The following is a 25408-nucleotide window of genomic DNA, read 5'->3' on the forward strand; positions in this document are numbered from 1 at the left end:
CTCGTGACTCCAGCTGACCTTGCAGATCTCCTTCGCGCGACCGCGGCGAAGGTGCTTGTCGAACGTGGACTGGACCCAACGGTCCTGCCCGACGAGGTCAACGTGGAGCGCCCCCGTAATCCGGAACATGGCGACTATGCCACGAATGTGGCCATGCAGGTAGGTAAGAAGGCCGGAACGAATCCGCGCGCGTTGGCGACCTGGTTGGCCGAGGCGCTGGCCACCACGGACGCCATCGACACCGCCGAGGTCGCCGGTCCCGGTTTCCTCAATATCCGGCTCGCCGCCTCCGCACAGGGCGCGATCCTGCAACAGGTATTGACCGCAGGCGCGGCCTACGGCACCTCGGACACCCTGAAGGGCACCCGGATCAATCTGGAGTTCGTGTCGGCCAATCCGACTGGTCCGGTACATCTCGGCGGTACCCGCTGGGCCTCCGTCGGTGATGCGCTCGGCCGCATTCTGGCCGCGCAGGGCGCCGACGTGACCCGCGAGTACTACTTCAACGACCACGGCGCGCAGATCGACCGCTTCGCCAAATCTCTGGCCGCAGCCGCTACCGGCGCGCCGACCCCGGAAAACGGCTACGCGGGCGAATACATCGGCGAGATCGCCGCCAAGATCGTGGCCGCGCGCCCCGAGGCACCGACCCTGCCGGAAAAGGAGCAACTCGAACTTTTCCGTGCCGCGGGCGTCGAATTGATGTTCGCCCATATCAGGGAATCGCTGCACGAATTCGGCACCGATTTCGATGTGTATTTCAACGAGAGTTCGCTCTTCGAATCCGGTGCGGTCGAAGCGGCGGTCACCAAACTCAAGGATTCCGGTGACCTCTACGAAAAGGACGGGGCCTGGTGGATTGCCAGCTCCGAATACGGCGACGATCAGGACCGCGTCGTTCTCAAGAGCGACGGCAATGCCGCCTATATCGCCGGTGATATCGCCTATTTCCAGAACAAGCGCTCGCGCGGCTTCGATCTGTGCATCTACATGCTCGGCGCGGACCATCACGGCTATATCGGCCGGTTGAAGGCCGCCGCGGCCGCCTTCGGTGACGATCCGGCCACCGTCGAGGTACTCATCGGACAGATGGTGAATCTCGTCAAGGACGGTGTGGCCGTACGGATGTCGAAGCGGGCGGGCACCGTGGTGACCCTCGACGATCTGGTCGAGGCGATCGGTGTCGATGCCTCCCGTTACTCGCTGGTGCGCAGCTCGGTGAACTCGAGCATCGATATCGATCTGAACCTGTGGACCAGCCAGAGCAATGAAAACCCGGTCTACTATGTGCAATACGCACATGCCAGGACCGCGTCCATCGCGCGCAATGCCGCCGAATTCGAATACGACACGGTGACACCGGATTTCGGTCTGCTCACTGCCGATGAAGAGGGTGAACTCATCCGCACCATCGGCGAATACCCGCGCGCCGTCGCCAGTGCCGCGAGCCTGCGCGAACCGCACCGCGTCGCACGGTATCTGGAGGAGCTGGCCGGTGCCTACCACCGGTTCCAGACCAATAAGAACCTGCGGGTACTGCCCCTCGGCGACGAACCCGTCACGCCGACCAATGCCGCCAGGCTGGCCCTGGCCAATGCCACCCGTCAGGTGCTGAGCAACGGCCTCGGGCTGCTCGGCGTGAGTGCACCGGAGCGAATGTAATGAGCGAGCGCAGCGAGCGAACCATGGACATAGCGCCTCGGGCGGTCACGGCGGAGCCGAGCGTCAGCGAGGTGGAGTCGTGAGTGCTCACCCTGCCGGTCCTCGGCATGCAGAGATCCCGCACGCACCCAGCCTCGCGGAGCGCCCGAGCGGTCCCGAGCAGATGATCGATCTGCCCGCGAATGTCTGGCCGCGCAACGCTTCTCGCGATGCGGAAGGTGTCGTGCACCTCGCCGGTGTGCCGGTGCACGAGCTGGCCGAGCAGTTCAGCACCCCACTGTTCGTGGTCGACGAGGACGACTTCCGTTCCCGTTGCCGCGATATGGTTGCCGCCTTCGGCCCGGACGCCCGAGTTCACTATGCCTCCAAGGCATTCCTGTGCGGTGAGATCGCCCGTTGGATCCGCGACGAGGGTCTTTCCCTCGATGTCTGCTCCGGCGGCGAACTTGCCGTCGCACTGCACGCGGGGTTCCCGGCGAACCGAATCGCATTGCACGGCAACAACAAATCGGTCGCCGAGTTGGCTGCTGCGGTCGAGGCGGGCGTCGGTCATGTGGTGGTCGATTCGCTGATCGAGATCGAGCGCCTCGAGGCCATCGCGGGCCGCGCCGGAGTCGTTCAGGATGTGCTCGTCCGCGTCACCGTGGGTGTGGAAGCCCATACCCACGAATACATTTCGACCGCGCACGAGGATCAGAAGTTCGGTTTCTCGATCGCTGGCGGTGATGCGATGGAGGCGCTGGCTCGGGTCTTCGAGGCCGATAATCTCCGACTCGTCGGTCTGCACAGTCATATCGGTTCGCAGATTTTCGAAATCGACGGTTTCGAGATCGCCGCACGTCGCATGCTCGGCCTGCTGCGCGAGGCCATCGACAAGTTCGGCATCGAGCGCACCGCGCAGATCGCCACGCTGGATCTCGGTGGCGGACTTGGTATTTCGTATCTGCCCAATGACGATCCGCCGCCGCTGGACGACTTCGCGGCCAGCCTGCGCAAGCTGGTCGCCACCGAGGCGAGCCGCGCCGGACTGCCCGAGCCGAAGATCGCCGTCGAACCCGGCCGCGCCATAGCGGGACCGGGCACCGTCACCCTCTATGAGGTCGGCACCATCAAGGATGTCTCGCTCGACGGCGGACTGCGCAGGCGTTATGTCAGCGTCGACGGCGGCATGAGCGACAACATCCGTCCCGCGCTGTACCAGGCCGACTATGACTGCCGCTTGGTTTCGCGCTCCTCCGACGCCGCGCCCGTGGTCGCTCGGGTCGTCGGAAAGCATTGTGAGAGTGGGGATATCGTCATCCGCGATACCTGGATGCCCGCCGATGTCGGCCCCGGCGATCTGGTCGCCGTCGCCGCGACCGGCGCCTACTGCTACTCGATGTCCAGCCGGTACAACCAGCTGACTCGTCCGGCGGTTGTCGCGGTGCGCGGCGGCGTGCCGCGACTCATTCTGCGCCGGGAAACGGTGACGGATCTGCTCAGCCTGGAGGTGCAATGAACTCAGTATCGCGTAGCGATTCCATCGAGGGCGGCGGTCGGGCGACGGGTGAGCCCGACGCTGCGAAGTTCGGCGTATGGGGAACCGACCGTCCGATCGGAGTCGCGGTCCTCGGGATGGGCAATGTCGGCACCGAAGTGGTGCGCATTCTGCGCGACCACGTCGATGACCTGCGCGCGCGTGTCGGCGCGCCGGTGGTGCTGCGCGGTGTCGCCGTGCGCAACTCGGATGCCGACCGCGGCATCCCGGCCGAACTGCTGACCACCGACGCGGATGCGCTGGTCGCCCGCGACGATGTCGATCTGGTGGTCGAGGTCATCGGTGGCATCGATCCGGCTCGCCGCCTCATCCTGGCCGCGCTCAACGCGGGCAAATCCGTGGTGACCGCCAATAAGGCCCTGCTGGCCGACTACACCGGCGAACTCGCCGCCGCCGCCGAACGCAACCGCGCCGACCTGTATTTCGAGGCCGCCGTCGCGGGCGCGATCCCGGTGGTGCGTCCGCTGATCCAGTCGCTGTCCGGTGACCGGGTGAACAAGGTCGTCGGCATCGTCAACGGCACCACCAACTTCATCCTCTCGGCGATGGACGAGACCGGCGCGGACTACGACATCACCCTCCAGGAGGCCACCCGCCTCGGCTACGCGGAGGCCGATCCGACCGCCGACGTCGAGGGCTACGACGCCGCCGCCAAGGCCGCGATCCTGGCCTCGCTGGCCTTCCACACCCGCGTGACCGCGGCCGATGTGTATCGCGAGGGTATTTCCAAGATCACCGCCGAGGATCTGGAGACCGCCTCCGCAGTGGACTGCACGGTCAAACTGCTCGCCATCTGCGAGCGGGTCGCTGCCGGTCCGGGCGAACCGGGCCCGGCGGAGGGGGGTAAGGAGCGCGTCTCGGTGCGCGTCTACCCGGCCCTCATTCCACGCAAGCACCCTTTGGCCGCGGTCACCGGCGCGTTCAACGCGGTGGTCGTCGAGGCGGAAAACGCCGGTCGACTGATGTTCTACGGCCAGGGCGCGGGCGGTGCCCCGACCGCCTCCGCGGTACTCGGTGATCTGGTGATGGCGGCGCGCAACAAGTTCTTCGGTGGCCGCGCTCCGGGTGAGTCGGTTTATGCTGAGCTACCGATCGCGCCGATGGGCGATACGCCCACGCGTTACCACGTGAACCTGCAGGTCGCGGATCGACCCGGGGTGCTGGCCAAGGTGGCGGGCGAATTCGCCAACCATGAGGTGAGCATCTCCACGGTCCGCCAAGAAGGGCACGGCGAGGGTGCGCGCTTGGTCGTGGTCACCCACCACGCTTCGGAGTCGGCGCTCGCGGACACCGTCGCCGCCCTGGCGGAAATGGAATCCGTCACATCCGTGACCAGCGTTCTGAGATTGGAAGGCACCAACGAATGAGTACGACCAGGGGACGGCATACGGCGGAGCCGGCGGGGTTGGTGAGTACAGCCGTTGCGCCACAGGCAGGAGTGCACTCGCGGTGGCCCGGCTTGATCGCCGCCTATCGCGATCGCCTGGCCGGCGCCGCCGACTGGGAGCCGGTCACCTTGTACGAGGGCGGCACCCCGCTGGTGCCCGCGCCGCATCTGTCCGAGCTGACCGGATGTGATGTGTATCTCAAGGTCGAGGGTCTGAATCCGACCGGGTCCTTCAAGGATCGCGGCATGACGATGGCCATCACCGATGCGAAGTACCGCGGGCAGAAGGCGGTGTTGTGCGCGTCCACCGGCAACACCTCGGCATCGGCCGCCGCCTATGCGACCCGGGCCGGGATGAGCTGTGCGGTACTGATTCCGCAGGGCAAGATCGCCATGGGCAAGCTGGCCCAGGCCGTCATGCTCGGCGCGAAGATCATTCAGGTCGACGGCAATTTCGACGACTGCCTCGAGCTGGCGCGCAAGGTCACCGCGGAATTCCCGACCGTGGGTCTGGTGAATTCGGTGAATCCGGCCCGCATCGAGGGCCAGAAGACCGCCTCGTTCGAGATCTGCGATGTGCTCGGCAAGGCACCCGACGTGCACGCCCTTCCCGTGGGCAACGCGGGCAATATCACCGCCTACTGGCGCGGTTACCGCGAGTACTACGCCGACGGCATCACCACCGGCCTGCCGCGCATGCTCGGTGTGCAGGCCGCGGGTGCCGCGCCGCTGGTCAACGGTGCCCCGGTCAAGGAGCCGGAGACCATCGCCACCGCCATCCGGATCGGGGCGCCGGCGTCCTGGAACGGCGCGATGGAGGCCAAGGAGCAGTCCGGTGGCGCCTTCCGTGCCGCCACCGACGAGGAGATCCTGGAGGCGTACCGACTGGTCGCCGCGACCGAGGGTGTTTTCGTCGAGCCCGCGTCGGCGGCCAGCATCGCCGGCCTGCTCGCCGCGCGCAAGGAGGGTTGGCTGGATTCCGGGCTCACCGTGGTGTGCACGGTGACCGGCAACGGTCTCAAGGATCCGGATAACGCGCTCGCGGGAATGCCACAGGTGCAGGCGATTCAGGTTGACCCGATCGCGGTCGCCCACGAACTCGAGCTGGCCTGAGTTGAATTCGCGCGAAAGCCAACTGATGACAAGGACGCTGCCCGCTGGTCTGTCAGTGACCGCGCGGGTGCCCGCGTCCAGTGCCAATCTCGGTCCCGGATTCGATTCGCTCGGTATGGCTTTGGGCATCTACGACGAGATCGAGGTGCGCACTACCGATTCCGGTCTTGCCATCCGAGTCGAGGGTGAAGGCGCCGACGATGTGCCATGGGGCCCTTCGCATCTCGTGGTGCGCGCGATCGAGCGTGGCCTGGAGGCGGCGGGCGTCTGGGCCGACGGTCTCGATGTGGTGTGCCGCAACGTGATTCCGCATTCGCGCGGCCTCGGTTCGTCGGCCTCGGCGGTGGTCGGCGGGCTCGCCGCGGGCTGCGGTCTCGCCGCGAAATTGGATCCGGCATTGGCCATCGGCAGTGACCAATTGGTCCAGCTCGCATCGGAATTCGAAGGTCATCCGGACAATGCCGCGGCCAGTGTGCTCGGTGGAATTGTGGTGTCCTGGACCGAAACCGCCACCGACGGTGCCGCGGCGCCCGATCACGGCCGGGTCTACCGTGCGGTGCGTCTGGATCCGCATCCGACGCTGCGCCCGGTGGTGCTGATTCCGGAAGAGCGCTCATCGACCGCGCATACTCGCGGCCTGTTACCCGAGGTCGTGGCGCATGGCGATGCCGCGTTCAATGTCAGCCGCGCCGCGCTCGCGGTGGTCGCCCTGACCCAACGCACCGACTTACTGCTGCCCGCGACGGCCGATCGGCTGCATCAGACCCAGCGCGCGCCCGCGCTGCCGCTGACCACCGAATGGATCGCCCGGCTGCGCGCGGCCGGTATCGCGGCCACGGTATCCGGTGCGGGACCGACCGTACTGGCCTTGGGTACCAGCGAATTCCCCGCCGAACTCCGTGCACTCGCGACCATCGACGGGCTCCGTGTGGTCGAGCCGGGGCTCGCGCAAGGCGTCCAGGTCGACTGACGGCGCGTCTGCCTTGCCGATGTTCCGGGTTGCCAGCTATCCTGAGCACGTCCGTACATCGTGCGCATCAGACGCCGGTGCTTCATCAGGGCAATCGCTCCAGCAGGCTCCAGGCTCGAGCCTCCAGGCCATGGGGGTGCTGCGTAGCTGCGCAACTGGAATGATCTCTCCCACCTTTCGGGAACTGGTGGCGAAGCCGCCGGTCCGGCGGGGCAGGTGATACGGCAAAAGCGCCGGTCCGAGCTGTGTGTTCGGCCCTCGCATCCGAGTCCGGCAGAACGCCCGGACTGCGGGACGAAACCCTCGAAACAGCACACGGCAATCGAGGGAAGGAAAGGATTTCCGTGACAGATACGGACCTGCTCGCGACACCCGGGGTGGATTCCAACCCGACAGGGGACCGCGAAAGTGACTCCGGACAGATTTCGAAGATGAGCGAACAAACCGACGTCGCACGATCGGGGCTGACTGGAATGCTGTTGCCGCAATTGCGCGCGCTCGCGGGGGAGCTCGGTATCCGAGGCACCTCTGGAATGCGCAAGGGCGATTTGATCGCCGCCATCAAGGAAAATCAAGCCGGAAAGTCGGCGAAGGCGGAAAAGGCCGCGCGTGGCGAGGTGAAGTCCGATGCGGACGCCGCCAAGGCGGCGTCGGCGAAGGCCGAGCAGGGCACCCTCGACGTGGCGCCCGCCGCTTCCGCCCCGGCGAAGCAGGCTCCCGCCGCGAAGGACGCCCAGACCAAGGACGCCCAGACCAAGGACGATCCGGCGAAACAGGCTGTCGCGAAGGGGGCCGTCGCCGATTCCGCAGCGCCGAAGGCCGCCGAGAAATCGGCCGATTCGAAGTCCGATCCGGCGCAGGCTGAGACTGCCGCCCCGACGGAGAGCGCCGAGGATTCCGGGCGCGACGGCGGTCAGCGCGGTCGCGGCAGGCAGCGTCGGGGTCGCGACCAGGCACGCGCCGGTGGTGAGACCGCAGGTGGCGAGGAGCCCAAGCAGGATCAGGAGCAGGGCGAACGCCGCCGCGAGCGCAACCAAGGCGAGCGCAATCAGGGCGAGCGCAACCAAGGCGAGCGCAATCAGGGCGAGCGCAATCAGGGCGAGCGCAACGGCAATGCCGGCCGCGGGGGCGAAGGCGGCGGCCGCAGCGATGCCAGCCGCGGCGGTGACGAGGACGAGGGCGGTCGCGGACGGCGGGGACGTCGGTTCCGGGAACGTCGTCGTGGTCGCGACCGCGAGGGTGGCGCCGGTACCGGTGAGGCCCGCGAGCTCGAGATCCGCGAGGACGATGTCCTGCAGCCGGTCGCGGGCATCCTCGACGTGCTGGACAACTATGCCTTCGTGCGCACCTCCGGCTACCTGGCCGGACCGAACGACGTCTACGTCTCGATGAACCTGGTCCGCAAGAACGGCCTGCGCCGCGGTGACGCGATCACCGGTGCGGTGCGCGCCCCGCGCGATGGTGAGCAGAGCAACCAGCGCCAGAAGTTCGATCCGCTGGTGCGCCTGGACACGGTCAACGGCGGTGAGGTCGACGCGGCCAAGCGGCGTCCCGAATTCGCCAAGCTCACCCCGCTGTACCCGAACCAGCGTCTGCGCTTGGAAACCCAGCCGAACAAGCTGACCACCCGCGTCATCGACCTGATCATGCCGATCGGTAAGGGCCAGCGCGCCCTGATCGTCTCGCCGCCCAAGGCCGGTAAGACGACGATCATGCAGGACATCGCGAACGCCATCGCCATCAACAACCCCGAGGTCTACCTCATGGTTGTGCTGGTCGACGAGCGTCCGGAAGAGGTCACCGATATGCAGCGTTCGGTGAAGGGCGAGGTCATCGCCTCGACCTTCGACCGTCCGCCGTCAGATCACACCTCGGTCGCCGAACTGGCCATCGAGCGTGCCAAGCGTCTGGTGGAAATGGGCAAGGACGTTGTGGTGCTGCTCGACTCGATCACCCGATTGGGCCGCGCGTACAACAACTCCTCGCCGGCCTCGGGCCGCATCCTCTCCGGTGGTGTCGACTCGACCGCGCTGTACCCGCCCAAGCGCTTCCTCGGCGCGGCGCGCAATATCGAGAACGGCGGCTCGCTCACCATCATCGCGACCGCCATGGTCGAGACCGGTTCCACCGGTGACACGGTGATCTTCGAGGAGTTCAAGGGCACCGGTAACGCCGAGCTCAAGCTGGACCGCAAGATCGCGGAACGGCGCGTGTTCCCGGCAGTCGACGTCAACCCCTCCGGCACTCGTAAGGACGAGCTACTGCTCAGCCCCGACGAGGCGGCGGTGCTGCACAAACTGCGCCGCGTACTGTCCGGCCTGGACTCGCACCAGGCGATCGACCTGCTGATCGACCGCCTGAAGAAGTCCAAGAACAACCTCGAGTTCCTGATGCAGGTCAGCAAGACCGCGCCGGGTGCGCTCGACGAGTGAATGAACGGGGGCTCCGCTCAGGCGGAGTCCCCGTACTTTTTGCGCATACGTCACGACTGATTTCGTGCGCACATGGGTAACTCGTCGGGTACGCCCGGAACCGGAGTCCACTGCCTGCCGCCGGCCCGCAATGGTGGTCTTCACGCGCATGACGTTCGGCAAGAGGTGCGGGGCGGCGGGGGAGTGCCCTTTCGGCGTAGGTGGGCTGAAGAACGCGAGTCCGATGCCTGCCGCGCCGACGATCATGAACGCGAGAATGATCGCCGTGGTCGCCGGGCTTGCGGCGCTCACGGCGTTGTTGGCCGAATCATACTGTGCGGCAGTGGGTTTCGTGTACGCGTAGGTGTCCGGGCGATCCGGAGTGGTAAACCAGCCGACCGCGACAGCGAGAATCAGCGAAACGAAGACCGCCAGTGCAACGCGGCTGTTCACAGTGTTCTCCCTTCTGTCTCGGCACGCCGATGTGCATCAGGCCTAAAACTCTATGAACATTGGTGTTCGTATCCACGAGTAGCGGACTACCTGTATTAAGGGTTCCGTAAGAACACGATCAACGCGTGCCAGTAGTTCAATTGGCAATAAGGCTTGGGGACTACCTAGGGGTGGGAACAAACCGGGGGGCTGGGGCGTTTTGGGAGCGTAACCACCGTTCTGGCATACTGAACGGTCGTTGCGTCTGCTCCGCTGAGCAGGCCTCCCGCCTAAGTCGGCTCCGGTTCACGTCCTCGCGATCTGCGCGGGCGACCCGGCGGCCAATATCGAGAGGACACCCATGAAGGCAGGAATTCATCCGGCGTATGTCGAGACCACGGTCGTCTGTGGTTGCGGCAATACCTTCCAGACTCGCAGCACCAAGGAGTCGGGACACATCACCGTCGAGGTCTGCTCGCAGTGCCATCCGTTCTACACCGGCAAGCAGAAGATCCTCGACACCGGTGGTCGCGTGGCCCGCTTCGAGGCTCGCTACGGCAAGCGTGCCGGCAAGACGGCCGACGCAAAGTAGCTTCCCCGCCGACGCCCGGTCCTGCACTGCAGGCCGGGCGTCGGCGCTTTTGTGTGGCCAGTACGGAAAAAGAGAGGAAGCACCGTGACGCAACCGTCCGCGATCGATGACATCCTGGCCGAGCACGCGGGCCTGGAGACGCAGCTCGCCGATCCGGCGCTGCACAACGATCCGGGCGCCGCGCGCCGGGTCGGCAAGCGGTTCGCCGAGCTGGCCCCGATCATGGCCACCTACAACAAGCTGAAGTCCGCCCGCGATGATCTCGCCGCCGCACAGGAACTCGCGGCCGACGACGCGTCCTTCGCCGCGGAGGTGCCGGACCTGGAACAACAGGTCGTCGAGCTGGAGCAGACCCTCGCGGATCTGCTCGCTCCGCGTGACCCGCACGACGGCGACGATGTGGTGCTCGAGGTGAAATCCGGTGAGGGCGGTGAGGAATCGGCGCTGTTCGCCTCGGATTTGGCCCGCATGTACGTCCGCTATGCCGAGCGGCATGGCTGGAAGGTCGAGATTCTCGATGTGAACATCTCCGACCTGGGCGGCTACAAGGACGCGACCATCTCCATCAAGAGCCGCGACGCTGCGCGCGACGGTGTCTGGTCCCGCTTCAAATTCGAGGGCGGCGTGCACCGCGTCCAGCGAGTTCCGGTGACCGAATCGCAGGGCCGAATCCACACCTCGGCGGCCGGTGTGCTGATCTATCCGGAGCCCGACGAGGTCGAAGAGGTGCAGATCGACGAATCGGATCTGCGCATCGACGTCTACCGCTCCTCCGGCAAGGGCGGCCAGGGCGTCAACACCACCGACTCCGCGGTCCGCATCACCCATCTGCCCTCGGGCATCGTGGTGACCTGCCAGAACGAGCGCTCCCAGTTGCAGAACAAGGCCCGCGCCATGCAGGTGCTCGCGGCTCGACTGCAGGCGCTCGCCGAGGATCAGGCCGATCAGGAAGCCGCGGCCGGTCGGGCCAGCCAGATCCGCACCGTGGACCGCTCCGAGCGCATCCGCACCTACAACTTCCCGGAGAACCGCATTACCGACCACCGTATCGGCTTCAAGGCGCACAACCTGGATACCGTGCTCGACGGTGATATGGACGCACTCCTGGATGCCCTGGGCAAGGCGGATCGCGAAGCCAGAATGGCCGCGGAGTAAATCGCGGCTCGGCGCGATGCCGGTCGGGTCAACTGATTTGGTATGAACATGGGTAACTCACCGGGTACGCCCAGAATTCGACCCGGTAAACAACCGCCGGCCCACGACGCCATTCCGCAGGCACCTACGACCGGCAAAGACGCGGAGAGGCGGACAAGTCCATGACGCGTGTGGTGTTGCGCCCCGCGATCAACCAGGCGGTCGAAACTTTGCGGGCGGCGGGGGTGCACAGTCCACAAGCCGACGCCGAATATTTGGCCGCCCATCTGCTCGGCGTCGATCGGACCCGGTTAGCGCTGACGCCACTGGTCGCGCCGGAGCTGATCGAGGAGTATCGAGCCTTAGTGGATCGGCGCGCGCAGCGAATTCCGCTGCAGCACCTGACCGGCACCGCGGCAATCGGGGAGATCGAACTCGCGGTCGGACCCGGCGTCTTCGTGCCGCGTCCCGAGACCGAATTACTGTTCGCCTGGGCATTGGCGCAATTGGAGGCGCTGCCGCACGATCACACGCCGGTCGTCGTCGATCTGTGCACTGGCTCCGGCGCGCTGGCACTCGCCATTGCCCGGGCCCGCCCGGATGCGGAGGTGCACGCGATCGAAATCGATCCCGCGGCCCTGCAATGGGCACGTCGCAATGCCGATCTGCGTATTGCCGAGGGTGACACCCCGATCACCCTGTACGCCGACGATGTCGCCGACTCCAATCTGCTTACCGAACTGAACGGCAAGGTAGATCTCGTCGTCGCCAATCCGCCCTACATCCCCGAAGGCGCCGAACTCGATCCAGAGGTCGCCGATCACGATCCGCATCTGGCCCTCTTCGGCGGTCCGGACGGACTGGACGTCATTCGCCGGATGATTCCCACCATCACCCGCCTGCTGCGTCCCGGTGGTTCCTGCGGCATCGAACACGACGACACCAACGGCTCCGCTCTCGCCGCTCTGCTGGCCCAGCAGGGTGACTTCACCCACATCGTCGAACACCCCGACCTCGCAGGTAAACCCCGCTTCGTCACTGCCACCCGCCCCTAACCCCTGCCCTCGGTCACCCTGGCGCCCCGAAGGTCGCCGACGAGGAGTCGAATGGTGGTTCTGAAGCCCGGGAGGAGCGACCATTCAACTCCCGCCAGGGGGTGGTTCGAGGGTGGCGGGAGTTAGGGCACCCCGGGATGGTGGCATCGAGTGGCACGCGTGACAGGATGGTGGCCGTGAGTACCGTCTACGACTGCGCGGATCCCGACTCGCGCGCCGCCGGACTGACCGCGGCCACCAGCGCCCTGAAATCCGGTCGGCTGGTCGTACTGCCGACCGATACCCTGTACGGCCTGGCCGCCGACGCGTTCGATTCCACCGCGGTGAGCGATCTGCTCGCCGCCAAGCGGCGTGGTCGCGATATGCCGGTACCGGTGCTGGTCGGCTCCTGGCACACCATCGACGGTCTGGTGTTCTCGGTGCGCCCGCAGGCCCGCGAGCTGATCCGGGCATTCTGGCCCGGTGGACTGAGTCTTGTTGTGCAGCAGGCGCCTTCGCTGGCCTGGGACCTCGGTGACACTCGTGGCACGGTCATGCTGCGGATGCCGCTGCACCCGGTCGCGCTGGAACTGCTGCGCGAGGTCGGCCCGCTGGCGGTCTCGAGCGCCAATGTCTCCGGGCAGCCGCCCGCCAAGACCGCCGCCGAGGCGCGCGATCAGCTCGGCGATCTGGTCGGCGTCTATCTCGACGGCGGCCCGGCCGAACACGCGGTCGCGTCCACCATCGTCGACCTCACCGCGGATCAGCCGCGGATCCTGCGCGCCGGCGCGGTACCGGTCGGCGATATCGCCGATGTGCTCGGGATGTCGCCGGAGGCGCTGACCAGCGTCGCGACGCGGTGATCTCGGGACGCAGTGATCGTATGGCGGATCAGATAAACGGATGATCGGTTCGGGTGCGGTAGTTCCTTTGCGCGAGCTGCTGCTCGTGCTTCTCATCTCGGGCACGGTGACGTTCCTGGCCACCGGTGGAATTCGGGTGCTCGCCATCGCCTTCGGCGCGGTGGCGGTGCCGCGCGAGCGTGATGTGCACGTCAAGCCGATTCCGCGAATGGGCGGGGTCGGCATGTACGTCGGGGTGGTCGCGGCCGTGCTGTTCGCGCACCAATTGCCCGCGTTGCGAAGGGGTTTCGATTACGCGCCGGATATTCCGGCGGTGTTGGTCGCGGCCACGCTCATCGTGCTCGTCGGCATCGTCGACGACCGCTGGGGCCTGGACGCGCTGACCAAATTCGCCGGTCAGGTCACCTCCGCCGGTGTGATGGCGGTGATGGGCCTGAGCTGGTACGTCATCTACAACCCGTTCAACGACACAACGGTGGTGCTGGACGCGCTGCAGGGCGGACTGGTCACGGTCGGCATCACGGTGACCCTGGTCAATGCGATGAATTTCGTCGACGGACTCGACGGTCTCGCGGCCGGATTGGGCCTGATCTGCGCGGGCGCGGTCTTCGTATTCACCGTAGGCCTGCTTTACAGCCAGGGCGGTTCGGTCGACACCTATCCGCCCGCCCTGCTGGCCGCCGCGCTCGCGGGCGCCTGTTTGGGATTTCTGCCACACAATTTTTCCCCCGCCCGGATATTCATGGGCGATTCCGGTTCGATGTTGATCGGGCTCATGTTGGCCGCGGTGTCGACGGGCGCCTCGGGCCGAATCAATTTGGCGGGCTATGGGCCGCGCGACATCGTCGGTCTGCTTTCACCGCTGCTGCTCGTCGGTGCGGTGATGTTCATTCCGGTATTGGATCTGCTGTTGGCCATCGTGCGCCGGGTCCGTGCGGGTGTGAGTTTCTCGACACCGGACAAAATGCACCTGCATCACCGGTTGTTGCAGATCGGGCATTCGCACCGTCGCGTGGTGCTGGTGATCTATTTGTGGGTTGGCGTGCTCGCCTTCGGAGCCGTCGGCACTTCGCTGATCCATGACCGCCGGATTGTGGTGTTGATGATGGCGGGCGGCCTGGTTTTCGCGCTTGTGGTGACCGCCATACCGGGCCTGCGGCGCAAGGAGCCCACGGATTCGTAAAGCAAGGCCCAGGTAAAGTTCGAGTCGTGAGTCTCACTAACCCCGTGCCCGGTCCCGACGCACCGCTGAAGGCGGCGCTGCGCTACGGCGTGATCGGTTTGGCCGTGTTGGTAGTGGTTTCGGTGGCCATCGCCGCGGCCGTCGCGGGCCTGTCCGGACTCTGGGGGGCACTGATCGGCGCGGCCATCGGCGGCGGCTTCATTCTCACCACCGCGGCCGTGGTGCTGTTCGGCGCGAAGCTGCCGCCGAGCACCGCGGGCCTGGTCATGCTGGTGAGTTGGGTAGGCAAGCTGCTGGTCGCGATGATCGTGATCGCGGTGCTGCAGCGGTTCGACTTCTACGATCGGATGGCGCTGTTCCTGACCGTGGTCGGCTCCTTGCTCATCGTGCTCGGCGCGGAGACGTATGGTGTTCTGCGGCAGAAGGTCCCGTATGTAAACGTACCGACCGGTGAGTCCGATTTGCCCTCTGTGCAGCAATAATCGCCCCCACCTACACGCTGTCGTAGATAACTTGGTAAAGTGTTGGTAAGCAAGCGACCAAGCGAGGGGGGATCACCAAGATCCCGCTGCGTGGCAGCTATGCTTACTGCCGTACCGGGCTCCGAGGGGTTCCGGTTCTGCATGTCGACGAATGTCGCCGACACTACGTACAGACGCCCATGCGGATTGCCGCACAGCTGCTGACGAATTTTCGAGCCGACCTGAGTCGACCCAATTGATCGTCAATGTCCGATCGAACCGCGGGAATGACCGTACCCGCGGCCCGAACACGGGAGAGAACGCTGAGCGTCACCACTTTGGCGGGCGAGTTCCACGCGCCATCGCTGTCCGACTTCTTCCCTCCAGCAGTGCTGTTCGAGGGTACGCCGTTCGAACTCGACCGTTTGATGCTGATCCGGCTGTTGATGACCGCCGTGCTGGTGCTCGTCATGGTGCTGGCATTCCGCAATCCTCGCATCGTCCCGCGTGGTCTGCAGAACATCGCCGAAACCGGTTTGGTCTTCGTCAAGGATCAGATTGCCGAAGAGGTGCTCGGCAAAGAATCCGGTCGCAAGTACCTCCCATTGATCGCGACGATCTTCTTCACGGTTCTCTTTCTCAACTTCTCCGGCATCATTCCGGGGCTGAACATTTCGTCGAACGCCCGAATCGGCATGCCGCTGGTGCTGGCCCTCATCGCGTACCTCGCGTTCAACTTCGTGGGTATCAAGAAGTACGGGTTCGTCACCTACATGCGCAGCAGCATCGTCGTTCCGAATGTTCCGCCCGCATTGCACGTGTTGCTGATTCCGATCGAGTTCGTCTCGACATTCATCCTGCGTCCGTTCACGCTGACCGTCCGACTCATGGCGAATATGCTGGCCGGCCACATCATGCTGGTGCTGTTCTTCAGCGCCACCTGGTTCTTCCTGTTCGACGCCGCCGCCTGGATGAAGGTGTTCTCGCCGTTCTCGCTGCTGGCCGGACTCGGGTTCACGCTGTTCGAAATGCTGGTCATCTTCCTGCAGGCCTACGTTTTCGCCCTGCTGACCGCCGTTTACATCGGACTCGCGCAACACGCTGATTCGCACTGACCACCAACTACCGGATATCTGCTGCACCACGCCGTCCGGCGGGTGAGCAAAAGAAAGGGAATGGAAGACTCATGAGCCTCGCGTACCTGGCCCAGGAAGCCGCGACCACGTCGGAGAAGTTCAAGGGCTTCGGCGCCATCGGCTACGGCCTGGCCGCTATCGGCCCGGGCATCGGCGTAGGCATCGTCGTCGGTAAGGCCATCGAGGGTATTGCCCGTCAGCCCGAGCTGCAGGGCACCATCCGCACAAACATGTTCCTCGGTATCGCGTTCACCGAGGCCCTCGCCCTGATCGGCCTTGTGGCCGGCTTCATCTTCTGAGATTGCTATGAGCACGCTTTCATTGCTCGCGGCGGAAACGGGGGAGGACATCAATCCCCTCATCCCCGAGACCTACGACATCGTCTGGTCGGTGGTCTGCATTGCGATCATCGGCGTCATTTTCTACAAGTACGTCATCCCGCGCCTCATCAAGGTGTTGGATGAACGTGCGGACAAGATCGAGGGTGGAATCCAGCGGGCCGAGGCCGCGCAGGAAGAAGCCCAGCTGACGCTGCAGCAGTACCAACAGCAGTTGGCAGACGCCCGGCTCGAGGCCGCGCGCATCCGTGAGGACGCACGCACCCAGGGCCAGCAGATCCTCGCGCAGATGCGCGCGGAAGCACAGGCCGAAAGCGACCGCATCGTCGCCGCCGGTCACAGCCAGCTGGAAGCTCAGCGCCAGCAGATCTTGACCGAGCTGCGCGCCGAAGTCGGCAAAACTGCCGTCGATTTGGCCGAAAAGATTATCGGACAGTCGGTTTCGGACGAAGCTAAGCAAGCGGCATCGATCGACCGGTTCCTGTCCGAACTCGATCAGTCGGATGCCGGCATCGGGGTCGGAAGGTAGCGACGCGAAAGTGAGAAGCATGTACGCAGCGAGCCGCGAGGCAAGCTCCCGGGCACGGGAGGCACTTCGGGCCGCTCTGACCGGAAGCGACAGTGTTGCGGCCACGACGGGGTCGGAACTGTTCGCCGTTGTCGCCGTGCTGGATGACCAGCGTTCGCTGCGTGTTGCGCTCGCGGACGTGTCGGTGCCCGGCTCGGTGCGCGCCGAACTCAGCGAGCGGGTCTTCAGCGGCAAGGTCAGCCCCGCCACCCTGGCGGTGCTGACCACCGCGGTGGCCCAGAACTGGTCGCGCACCGCCGATTTGGTCGACACCCTGGTGTTGCTCGGCCAGGAGGCGTTGCTGGAGTCCGCCGCCGACAGCGGACGACTCGGGGCGGTCGAGGACGAATTGTTCCGACTCGGCCGGATCGTCGGCGACAATCCCGAACTGGAGCAGGCACTTTCGGATCGTGCGAAGCCCGCCGCGGCCAAGCGCGAACTGATCGACCGGCTGCTCGCGGGCAAGACCGAGACCATCACCCAGACCCTGGCGGATCAGGTGGTCACCCGGTCGACGAATATCGGCGGCGCGTTCGGCGAGCTGTCCGATCTCGCGGCCGCGCGGCGCGATCAGATCGTCGCGCATGTGCGTGCCGCGGTCGCGCTGACCGACCAGCAGCGTGACCATCTCGGGGCGTCGTTGCAGCGCATCTACGGCAAGCCGGTCACGGTGCACGTGCAGGTCGATCCGAGTCTGCTGACCGGCGTCGTGGTGCGGGTCGGCGACGACCTGATCGACGGCAGCGCCACCGGCCGCTTGGAACGGCTGCGTCGGGCTCTGGCCTGACGATCCACCTCCCCCGACATCCAGACCAGACAGCGAGAGCAGGAAGACTATGGCGGAGCTGACGATCTCCACCGATGAGATCCGTAGCGCGATCGAGAGCTACACCCAGAGCTACACCCCGGAAACCTCCATCGAGGAAGTCGGTGTTGTCACCGACTGCAGCGACGGCATCGCGCACGTCAGTGGCCTGCCCTCGGCGATGGCCAATGAATTGCTCGAGTTCCCGGGTGGTGTGCTCGGCGTCGCGCTGAACCTCGAGGACCGCGAGATCGGTGCGGTTATCCTCGGCGAGTTCGCGGAAATCGAAGAGGGCCAGCAGGTGCGCCGCACCGGCGACGTGCTCTCGGTTCCCGTCGGTGACAAGTTCCTCGGCCGCGTGGTCAACCCGCTCGGCCAGCCGATCGACGGCCTCGGCGAGATCGAGGCCGAAGAGCAGCGCGTGCTGGAGCTGCAGGCCGCGACCGTGCTGCAGCGTCAGCCGGTCGAGGAGCCGCTGGCCACCGGCATCACCGCCATCGACGCCCTGACCGCCATCGGTCGTGGTCAGCGTCAGCTGATCATCGGCGACCGCAAGACCGGTAAGACCGCGGTCTGCATCGACGCGATCCTGGCGCAGAAGGCCAACTGGGAGACCGGCGACCCGAAGAAGCAGGTCCGCTGCATCTACGTCGCGATCGGCCAGAAGGGTTCCACCATCGCGGGTGTGAAGACCGCGCTGGAATCGCACGGTGCGATGGAGTACACCACCATCGTCGCGGCCCCCGCTTCCGACTCGGCCGGCTTCAAATGGCTTGCGCCCTACACCGGTTCGGCCATCGGCCAGCACTGGATGTACCAGGGCAAGCACGTCCTGATCGTGTTCGACGACCTGACCAAGCAGGCCGAGGCCTACCGCGCCATCTCGCTGCTGCTGCGCCGTCCGCCGGGCCGTGAGGCGTACCCGGGTGACGTCTTCTACCTGCACTCGCGTCTGCTGGAGCGTTGCGCGAAGCTGTCCGACGAGATGGGCGCCGGCTCGATGACTGGTCTGCCGATCATCGAGACCAAGGCCAACGACATCTCGGCGTTCATCCCGACCAACGTCATCTCCATCACCGACGGCCAGGTCTTCCTCGAGTCCGACCTGTTCAACAAGGGTGTCCGTCCGGCGATCAACGTCGGTACCTCGGTCTCCCGTGTCGGTGGTGCCGCCCAGACCAAGGGCATGAAGAAGGTCGCCGGTTCGCTGCGTCTGGAAATGGCGCAGTACCGCGAGCTGGAGGCGTTCTCCGCCTTCGCCTCCGACCTCGACGCCGCCTCGCTCGCCCAGCTGGAGCGCGGTGCCCGCTGGGTCGAGCTGCTCAAGCAGGACCAGTACTCGCCGGTTCCGGTGGAGGACCAGATCGTCTCGATCTTCCTGGTCGACGCCGGCTACTTCGACTCGGTTCCGGTTGCCGACGTTCGTCGCTTCAATGTCGAACTGCTCGAGGATCTGCACCGCAGCGCGGCCGACGCCTTCAAGTCGATCGAGGGCGGCAAGGTCCTCGACAACGAGAACGGCGATGCCATCAAGGCGGCCACCGACAAGTTCAAGCAGGGCTTCCTCGCTTCCGACGGTTCGCGCGTCGTGAACGAGGCCGCCGCCGGTGAGCTCGACCACGAAGAGGTCGAATCGCTGTCGGTGACCCGCAAGCACGTCGAGAAGTAATCGAGCCCGCTGATGCGCTATTCGATCCGCAGCATGAGCGACGGGCACGGACGCGGTAGCTTGCGTGTCCACGCAGTGCCCCGTGAATGCTGCAATCCGGTACAGGCGAATGAAGGGAGTGTGAACCGCTGATGGCAAGCTTGCGTGAATTGCGCTCCCGCATTCGTGGTGTGAGTTCGATCAAGAAGATCACCAAGGCCCAGGAGCTGATCGCGACCTCGCGAATCTCCAAGGCCCAGGCCAGGGTTGCGGCCGCGAAGCCGTTCGCCGAGGAGATCACCAAGGTCCTCGGCGAACTGGCGAGTGCGTCGACGAGTCTGTCGCACCCACTGCTGACCGAGCGGGCCAATCCGCGCCGCGCCGCGGTCCTGGTGATCACCAGTGACAGCGGCATGTGCGGTGGCTACAACTCCAACGTGCTCAAGCGCGCCGAGGAGCTCATGGTCACCCTGCGTGGCGAGGGCAAGGAGCCGGTGCTGTACGTGATGGGCAATAAGGGCCTCACGTACTACACCTTCCGCAACCGACCGGTGGTCAGCGCGTGGACCGGATTCTCCCAGCAGCCGAAGTACAACGATGCCACGGCCGCGTGCCACCACCTGGTGGACGCGTTCATGGCGGGCTCCGAGGCTGAGATTCCGGCCCCGAACGGGGTGGGCAATATCGAGGGCGTCGACGAGTTGCACATCGTGTACACCCGTTTCGTCTCGATGCTGACCCAGACCCCCGAGGTTCGTCGTCTGGCGCCGATCCAGGTCAGCTATGTCGACGAAGACTACGACATGGGTGAGGACAGCTTCACCGACTCGCCGACCGCGGAACTCACCGCGCAGTACGAGTTCGAGCCTGATGCCGATGTGCTGTTGGCGGCGCTGCTGCCCAAGTACATCAACACCCGCATCTACTCATCGTTGCTCGAGGCAGCGGCATCCGAGTCGGCGGCTCGGCGCACCGCAATGAAGGCAGCCACCGACAACGCCAACGAACTGGCCAATGTGCTTACCCGGCAGGCGAATTCGGTGCGGCAGGCCCAGATCACGCAGGAAATCAGCGAAATCGTCGGCGGCGTGAACGCGCTGGCTTCGAGTTCGGACCGCGACTAAAGGCTGCCCGCGGCCTGAGATCAGGGGCCGGAGGCGGAAGCGCAGCGTAACCACGGAGGGCCTCCGAAGGCCGCGAATAGGACACGGAAGAGAAAAATGACCGCAGCAGTCACACAAGAGAGCCGGACCGGCGCGAAAACAGGTCGCGTCGTCCGCGTCATCGGCCCCGTCGTGGACGTCGAGTTCCCGCGGGGTTCCATCCCTGAGCTGTTCAACGCTCTGCACGCCGAGATCACCCTGACCTCGGTGGCCAAGACCCTGACCCTCGAGGTCGCCCAGCACCTCGGTGACAACATCGTGCGCACCATCTCGATGCAGCCCACCGACGGTCTGGTCCGTGGCGCCACCGTCACCGACAGTGGCAAGCCGATTTCGGTGCCCGTCGGTGACGTCGTCAAGGGCCACGTCTTCAACGCCCTCGGCGACTGCCTCGACGCGCCGGGTACCGGTCGCGACGGCGAGCAGTGGGGCATCCACCGCAAGCCTCCGTCATTCGACCAACTCGAGGGTAAGACCGAGATCCTGGAGACGGGCATCAAGGTCATCGACCTGCTGACCCCGTACGTGAAGGGCGGCAAGATCGGTCTGTTCGGTGGTGCCGGTGTCGGCAAGACCGTGCTCATCCAGGAAATGATCACCCGTATCGCGCGCGAGTTCTCCGGCACCTCGGTGTTCGCGGGCGTCGGTGAGCGCACCCGCGAGGGCACCGACCTGCACCTGGAAATGGAAGAGATGGGCGTCCTCCAGGACACCGCCCTCGTCTTCGGGCAGATGGACGAGCCGCCGGGCACCCGCATGCGCGTCGCCCTCTCGGCCCTGACCATGGCCGAGTACTTCCGTGACGTGCAGCACCAGGACGTGCTGCTGTTCATCGACAACATCTTCCGGTTCACCCAGGCCGGTTCCGAGGTGTCGACCCTGCTCGGCCGCATGCCCTCGGCCGTCGGTTACCAGCCGACGCTGGCCGACGAGATGGGTGAGCTGCAGGAGCGCATCACCTCGACCCGTGGTCGGTCCATCACCTCGCTGCAGGCCATCTACGTGCCCGCGGACGACTACACCGACCCGGCCCCGGCGACCACCTTCGCCCACCTCGATGCGACGACCGAGCTCTCCCGCCCGATCTCGCAGAAGGGCATCTACCCGGCCGTCGACCCGCTGACCTCGACCTCCCGCATCCTGGAGGCCTCGATCGTCGGCGCGGAGCACTTCCGGGTCGCCAACGAGGTCAAGCGGATCCTGCAGAAGTACAAGGAACTGCAGGACATCATCGCCATCCTCGGCATGGACGAGCTCTCCGAAGAGGACAAGGTTCTCGTCGGCCGGGCCCGCCGTCTGGAGAAGTTCCTCGGCCAGAACTTCATCGTGGCCGAGAAGTTCACCGGCCAGCCGGGTTCGGTGGTGCCGCTGACCGACACCATCGAGGCGTTCGACCGCGTCTGCAAGGGCGAGTTCGACCACTTCCCGGAGCAGGCGTTCAACTCCTGCGGTGGTCTCGACGACGTCGAGGCGGCCGCGAAGAAGATCGCCGGAAAGTAGTCACCCATGGCGGAGATGTCAGTTGATCTGGTCGCCGTCGAACGTTTGCTCTGGTCCGGCCAGGCGACGTTCGTCAGCGCGCAGACCACCGAGGGTCAGATCGGCATCATGGCGGGTCACGAGCCGCTGCTCGGTCAGTTGGTCGAGGGCGGCATCGTGAGCATCGTGCCCACCGAGGGCGAGCGGATCACCGCTGCGGTGCACGGCGGGTTCTTCTCGGTGACCGCGACCTCGGTCCGGGTGCTGGCCGAATCCGCGGAGTTCGCCGATGAGATCGACGTCGAGGCGGCCCGTCGAGTGTTGGCCGACGCCGATGCCTCAGAGGAAGCCAAGATCGCGGCCCAAGGCCAGGTGCGCGCGGTCGAAGAGGCGAAGGCGTAGTACCGCACCAGGATTGGGTACGACCCGATAGCACGGCGCTGTCGGCGGCGAACGTATTCGCCGCCGACAGTGCCGTTTCCGGCTTCGAACGTTCAAAGACAAGGCCCCGCCATTTGTAAACTCGGGGCCGTGGTTGAATTGCCGCACGCGGTGTGAGCATCAGGCCCGCAGGCGTCAGCCTGCGTGACCATGGAGGGTCTGCGAACACCGCCGATCGCATGCCGTGTCGTCGACACGGCGGCTGAACGAAGGGACGAACGGCATTGCAGACCGGGATGGTTCTCCTGATCATTCTGGTGCTCACGCTCGTTCTCTTGGCGTTGGCCTCCACCTACCGGCTGATCATGTTGCGCCGCGGCGGCACCGCCGCGATTCTCCGGGTGCTGCCCGCGCGCGGCGGCCAGGGGTGGCGGCACGGCCTGATTCGATATGACGAGGATCGCCTCGTCTTCTACAAACTCTCCAGTCTGAAACTTGGTCCCGATTCCACCATTCGACGCCAGGGCATCGAGATCGGTGATCGGCGCGGCCCGCGTGGTGACGAATACGACATCATGACCGACGAGATCGCGGTAACCGCGGTTTCCGATAACAACGGCAATTACGAATTGGCCTTGGACCGCGGCTCACTGGCAGCCTTCCTCTCCTGGGTCGAATCCCGCCCCTCGGATCGCACCCGTCGGCTGCCCGGACTCTAGGCTGAACTCGTGAATGTGCACCTGACGCGGATCTACACGCGGACCGGCGACGATGGGACGACCGGTCTCAGCGATTTCTCGCGGGTGGCCAAAACCGATCCGAGGCTGGTCGCCTATGCGGACTGTGACGAAACGAATGCCGCCATCGGTGTGGCCGTCGCGCTCGGTGATCCTGCCCCGGAGTTGCTGAAGGTATTGCGCCAGGTGCAGAACGATCTGTTCGATGCGGGCGCGGATCTTTCTACCCCGGTGGTCGCGGAGCCGAAGTATCCGCCGCTGCGAATCACACAGCCGTATATCGAACGCCTCGAAGCCTGGTGCGATGAGTTCAATGCCGAACTGCCCGCGCTGAATTCGTTCATTCTGCCCGGTGGCACGCCGCTGGCCGCCCTGCTGCACACCGCCCGAACGGTGGCGCGCCGAGCGGAGCGTTCGGCATGGTCGGCGGTGCAGGCGCATCCGGACGATACGAATGTCCTTCCGGCGAAGTACCTGAACCGCCTCTCCGACCTGCTGTTCATCCTCAGCCGTGTCGCCAACCCGGGCGGTGATGTGTTGTGGAAGCCTGGTGGCGAACAAGGTGGTTCGTGAATCGTCCGATCCGCACCGACACACGCAAAAAGTTGCTGGACACCCCGCAAGCCGTCCCAGCTACCTGGATATAACCCCGGCACTGCTACCACCGGCCCGCAACGCAACTATCCTTTGCACCAACAGTGCGCCGAATACGCGGAGAGGCGGCATGGAACGGTTTTTGGTTACTGGCGGGAATCGACTCGTCGGTGAGGTCGCGGTCGGGGGTGCGAAGAACAGCGTCCTCAAGTTGATGGCGGCTGCATTGCTGGCCGAAGGCACGACCACCATTACGAATTGCCCGGACATCCTCGATGTGCCGTTGATGGGTGATGTGCTGCGCGGCCTCGGCTGCGACGTCACGATCGACGGGTCGGTCGTCACGATCAACACGCCCGCCGAGCCCAAGTACCACGCGGATTTTCCGGCGGTGACCCAGTTCCGCGCTTCGGTCTGTGTGCTCGGTCCGCTGATGGCGCGGTGCAAGCGAGCCGTGGTCGCACTGCCCGGCGGTGACGCGATCGGCTCGCGACCGTTGGATATGCATCAGGCGGGTCTGCGTCTGCTCGGCGCGACCAGCGAAATCGAGCACGGTTGTGTGGTTGCCCGCGCGGACGAACTGCAGGGTGCTCGGATCCGGCTGGATTTTCCTTCGGTGGGTGCGACCGAGAACATCCTCATGGCGGCCGTGCTGGCCGAGGGGGAGACGGTCATCGACAACGCGGCCCGTGAACCCGACATCGTCGATCTGTGCAACATGCTCGTTCGGATGGGTGCGCGGATCAGTGGGGCGGGCACGTCGGTGCTCACCATTCAGGGGGTCGAGCGCCTCGCACCGACTACGCACCAGGTGATCGGTGACCGGATCGTCGCCGCGACCTGGGCGATCGCCGCGGTGATGACCATGGGAGATGTCCGGGTCGCCGGCGTCAACCCCAAGCACCTGTCCCTCGTGCTGGACAAGCTGCGCTCGGCCGGTGCGCGCATCTCGTTCGGACCGGACGGTTTCCGGGTGATCCAGGCCGACCGGCCGCGCGCGGTGAATTTCTCGACGCTACCTTTCCCGGGATTCCCGACCGATCTGCAGCCGATGGCCATCGGTCTGGCGGCGATTGCGGATGGCACCTCGATGATCACCGAGAACATCTTCGAGGCGCGCTTCCGTTTCGTGGAGGAGATGATCCGGCTGGGCGCCGACGCTCGGACCGATGGGCATCATGCGGTGGTGCGCGGAATTCCGCGGCTGTCGAGTGCGCCGGTGTGGTCGTCGGATATTCGGGCGGGCGCCGGGTTGGTACTTGCCGGTCTGGTTGCCGATGGCACCACCGAGGTGCACGACGTCTTCCATATCGACCGCGGCTACCCGAATTTCGTCGAACAGCTGCAGGCGTTGGGCGGTCAGGTGGAGCGAGTCGGCGCTGCGGATTGATCATGTGAACGGCAGGCGACGATTCCCTCGCGCCGAAAAGCGTTCCTGACCAGGCGATTTGACATCGTGCACACCGACACGTAACTTTAATCGAGTCAGAGCGACACGGACACCGACCCGGGGCCCACGCGCTGAGCCGAAAGGCTGAGCGAAGGACCAGGGAAACGAGGTAGGACGTTGAGCGCCTGGCGATCACACTAGCTCGAACGAGACCCCGATTTTGAATCGGGTTCACAGGTGAGCTAAGCTGGATAAGTTGCCTCACCGATCGACCGGGGTCAAACCCGTGAGATGGTGTGTGCGTGTGTTCTTTGAGAACTCAATAGTGTGTCGATGAATGTCAGTGCCAAATGTTTTATTTGGTTCCGGCTCCTCATACCCCCGTGTGGG

The 25408-nt window shown here is 65.3% G+C and carries 23 protein-coding genes; all 23 read left to right on the plus strand.

What is annotated here, in order from left to right; genetic code table 11:
* Positions 1-3: 3 nt before the first annotated feature.
* The 23 genes from argS to murA all read left to right on the plus strand — a co-directional run bounded on the left by argS (position 4) and on the right by murA (position 25018).
* A complete protein-coding gene (argS, locus tag ACIBJI_RS19630; RefSeq protein WP_364355056.1) occupies positions 4-1662 on the plus strand; it encodes an arginine--tRNA ligase in 1659 nt (552 codons plus the stop codon).
* Between the two features lie 79 nt (positions 1663-1741).
* Positions 1742-3160 (plus strand): diaminopimelate decarboxylase, encoded by a 1419-nt coding sequence (lysA, locus tag ACIBJI_RS19635; protein WP_364355053.1) that lies wholly within the window; start codon positions 1742-1744, stop codon positions 3158-3160.
* A complete protein-coding gene (locus ACIBJI_RS19640; protein ID WP_364355050.1) occupies positions 3157-4566 on the plus strand; it encodes a homoserine dehydrogenase in 1410 nt (469 codons plus the stop codon). The genes lysA and ACIBJI_RS19640 overlap by 4 nt, the downstream gene beginning before the upstream one ends.
* Positions 4567-4637: 71 nt before the next feature.
* Entirely contained in the window at positions 4638-5699 is a 1062-nt protein-coding gene (thrC, locus tag ACIBJI_RS19645) for a threonine synthase (RefSeq protein WP_364355339.1), read from the plus strand.
* Positions 5700-5724: 25 nt separating this feature from the next.
* Positions 5725-6669, plus strand: coding sequence for a homoserine kinase (gene thrB / locus ACIBJI_RS19650; protein ID WP_364355047.1), 945 nt, complete (start codon positions 5725-5727; stop codon positions 6667-6669).
* Positions 6670-7013: 344 nt separating this feature from the next.
* A complete protein-coding gene (gene rho / locus ACIBJI_RS19655) occupies positions 7014-9101 on the plus strand; it encodes a transcription termination factor Rho (RefSeq protein WP_397085125.1) in 2088 nt (695 codons plus the stop codon).
* 772 nt (positions 9102-9873) lie between these two features.
* On the plus strand, positions 9874-10104 hold the full coding sequence (gene rpmE / locus ACIBJI_RS19660) for a 50S ribosomal protein L31 (protein ID WP_364355041.1): 231 nt from the start codon (positions 9874-9876) through the stop codon (positions 10102-10104).
* Between the two features lie 84 nt (positions 10105-10188).
* Positions 10189-11259 (plus strand): peptide chain release factor 1, encoded by a 1071-nt coding sequence (prfA, locus tag ACIBJI_RS19665; protein WP_364355038.1) that lies wholly within the window; start codon positions 10189-10191, stop codon positions 11257-11259.
* Between the two features lie 161 nt (positions 11260-11420).
* On the plus strand, positions 11421-12293 hold the full coding sequence (gene prmC / locus ACIBJI_RS19670; RefSeq protein WP_364355035.1) for a peptide chain release factor N(5)-glutamine methyltransferase: 873 nt from the start codon (positions 11421-11423) through the stop codon (positions 12291-12293).
* 176 nt (positions 12294-12469) lie between these two features.
* Entirely contained in the window at positions 12470-13135 is a 666-nt protein-coding gene (locus ACIBJI_RS19675) for an L-threonylcarbamoyladenylate synthase (RefSeq protein ID WP_364355032.1), read from the plus strand.
* Positions 13136-13175: 40 nt separating this feature from the next.
* Positions 13176-14318, plus strand: a complete 1143-nt coding sequence (locus ACIBJI_RS19680; RefSeq protein WP_364355029.1) for an MraY family glycosyltransferase — start codon at positions 13176-13178, stop codon at positions 14316-14318.
* Between the two features lie 26 nt (positions 14319-14344).
* Positions 14345-14800 carry a hypothetical protein gene (locus ACIBJI_RS19685; RefSeq protein WP_364355026.1) on the plus strand — a complete coding sequence of 152 codons (456 nt, stop codon included), beginning with the start codon at positions 14345-14347 and terminating at the stop codon, positions 14798-14800.
* Between the two features lie 245 nt (positions 14801-15045).
* Complete coding sequence (atpB, locus tag ACIBJI_RS19690) at positions 15046-15894, plus strand: F0F1 ATP synthase subunit A (RefSeq protein WP_245567032.1); 849 nt, start codon at positions 15046-15048, stop codon at positions 15892-15894.
* Between the two features lie 71 nt (positions 15895-15965).
* Positions 15966-16214 (plus strand): ATP synthase F0 subunit C, encoded by a 249-nt coding sequence (locus ACIBJI_RS19695; RefSeq protein WP_040687112.1) that lies wholly within the window; start codon positions 15966-15968, stop codon positions 16212-16214.
* 7 nt (positions 16215-16221) lie between these two features.
* Positions 16222-16782, plus strand: a complete 561-nt coding sequence (locus ACIBJI_RS19700; protein ID WP_040687114.1) for a F0F1 ATP synthase subunit B — start codon at positions 16222-16224, stop codon at positions 16780-16782.
* A 19-nt stretch (positions 16783-16801) separates the two neighbouring features.
* Complete coding sequence (locus ACIBJI_RS19705) at positions 16802-17608, plus strand: F0F1 ATP synthase subunit delta (RefSeq protein WP_364355020.1); 807 nt, start codon at positions 16802-16804, stop codon at positions 17606-17608.
* A gap of 49 nt (positions 17609-17657) precedes the next feature.
* Positions 17658-19295 carry a F0F1 ATP synthase subunit alpha gene (gene atpA, locus ACIBJI_RS19710; protein WP_364355017.1) on the plus strand — a complete coding sequence of 546 codons (1638 nt, stop codon included), beginning with the start codon at positions 17658-17660 and terminating at the stop codon, positions 19293-19295.
* A gap of 131 nt (positions 19296-19426) precedes the next feature.
* A complete protein-coding gene (locus ACIBJI_RS19715; protein WP_062982627.1) occupies positions 19427-20398 on the plus strand; it encodes a F0F1 ATP synthase subunit gamma in 972 nt (323 codons plus the stop codon).
* Positions 20399-20494: 96 nt separating this feature from the next.
* Positions 20495-21937 carry a F0F1 ATP synthase subunit beta gene (gene atpD, locus ACIBJI_RS19720; RefSeq protein ID WP_062982624.1) on the plus strand — a complete coding sequence of 481 codons (1443 nt, stop codon included), beginning with the start codon at positions 20495-20497 and terminating at the stop codon, positions 21935-21937.
* A 6-nt stretch (positions 21938-21943) separates the two neighbouring features.
* Positions 21944-22318: a F0F1 ATP synthase subunit epsilon gene (locus ACIBJI_RS19725; protein ID WP_040687139.1), complete on the plus strand. Its 375-nt coding sequence runs from the start codon at positions 21944-21946 to the stop codon at positions 22316-22318.
* Positions 22319-22593: 275 nt separating this feature from the next.
* Complete coding sequence (locus ACIBJI_RS19730; protein ID WP_364355009.1) at positions 22594-23016, plus strand: DUF2550 domain-containing protein; 423 nt, start codon at positions 22594-22596, stop codon at positions 23014-23016.
* Between the two features lie 9 nt (positions 23017-23025).
* Positions 23026-23607: a cob(I)yrinic acid a,c-diamide adenosyltransferase gene (locus tag ACIBJI_RS19735; RefSeq protein ID WP_397085128.1), complete on the plus strand. Its 582-nt coding sequence runs from the start codon at positions 23026-23028 to the stop codon at positions 23605-23607.
* A 151-nt stretch (positions 23608-23758) separates the two neighbouring features.
* Positions 23759-25018 (plus strand): UDP-N-acetylglucosamine 1-carboxyvinyltransferase, encoded by a 1260-nt coding sequence (gene murA, locus ACIBJI_RS19740; RefSeq protein WP_397085130.1) that lies wholly within the window; start codon positions 23759-23761, stop codon positions 25016-25018.
* The last annotated feature ends 390 nt before the right edge of the window (positions 25019-25408 follow it).

It is taken from the genome of Nocardia sp. NPDC050408, from assembly GCF_044458905.1.
Lineage (GTDB): Bacteria > Actinomycetota > Actinomycetes > Mycobacteriales > Mycobacteriaceae > Nocardia.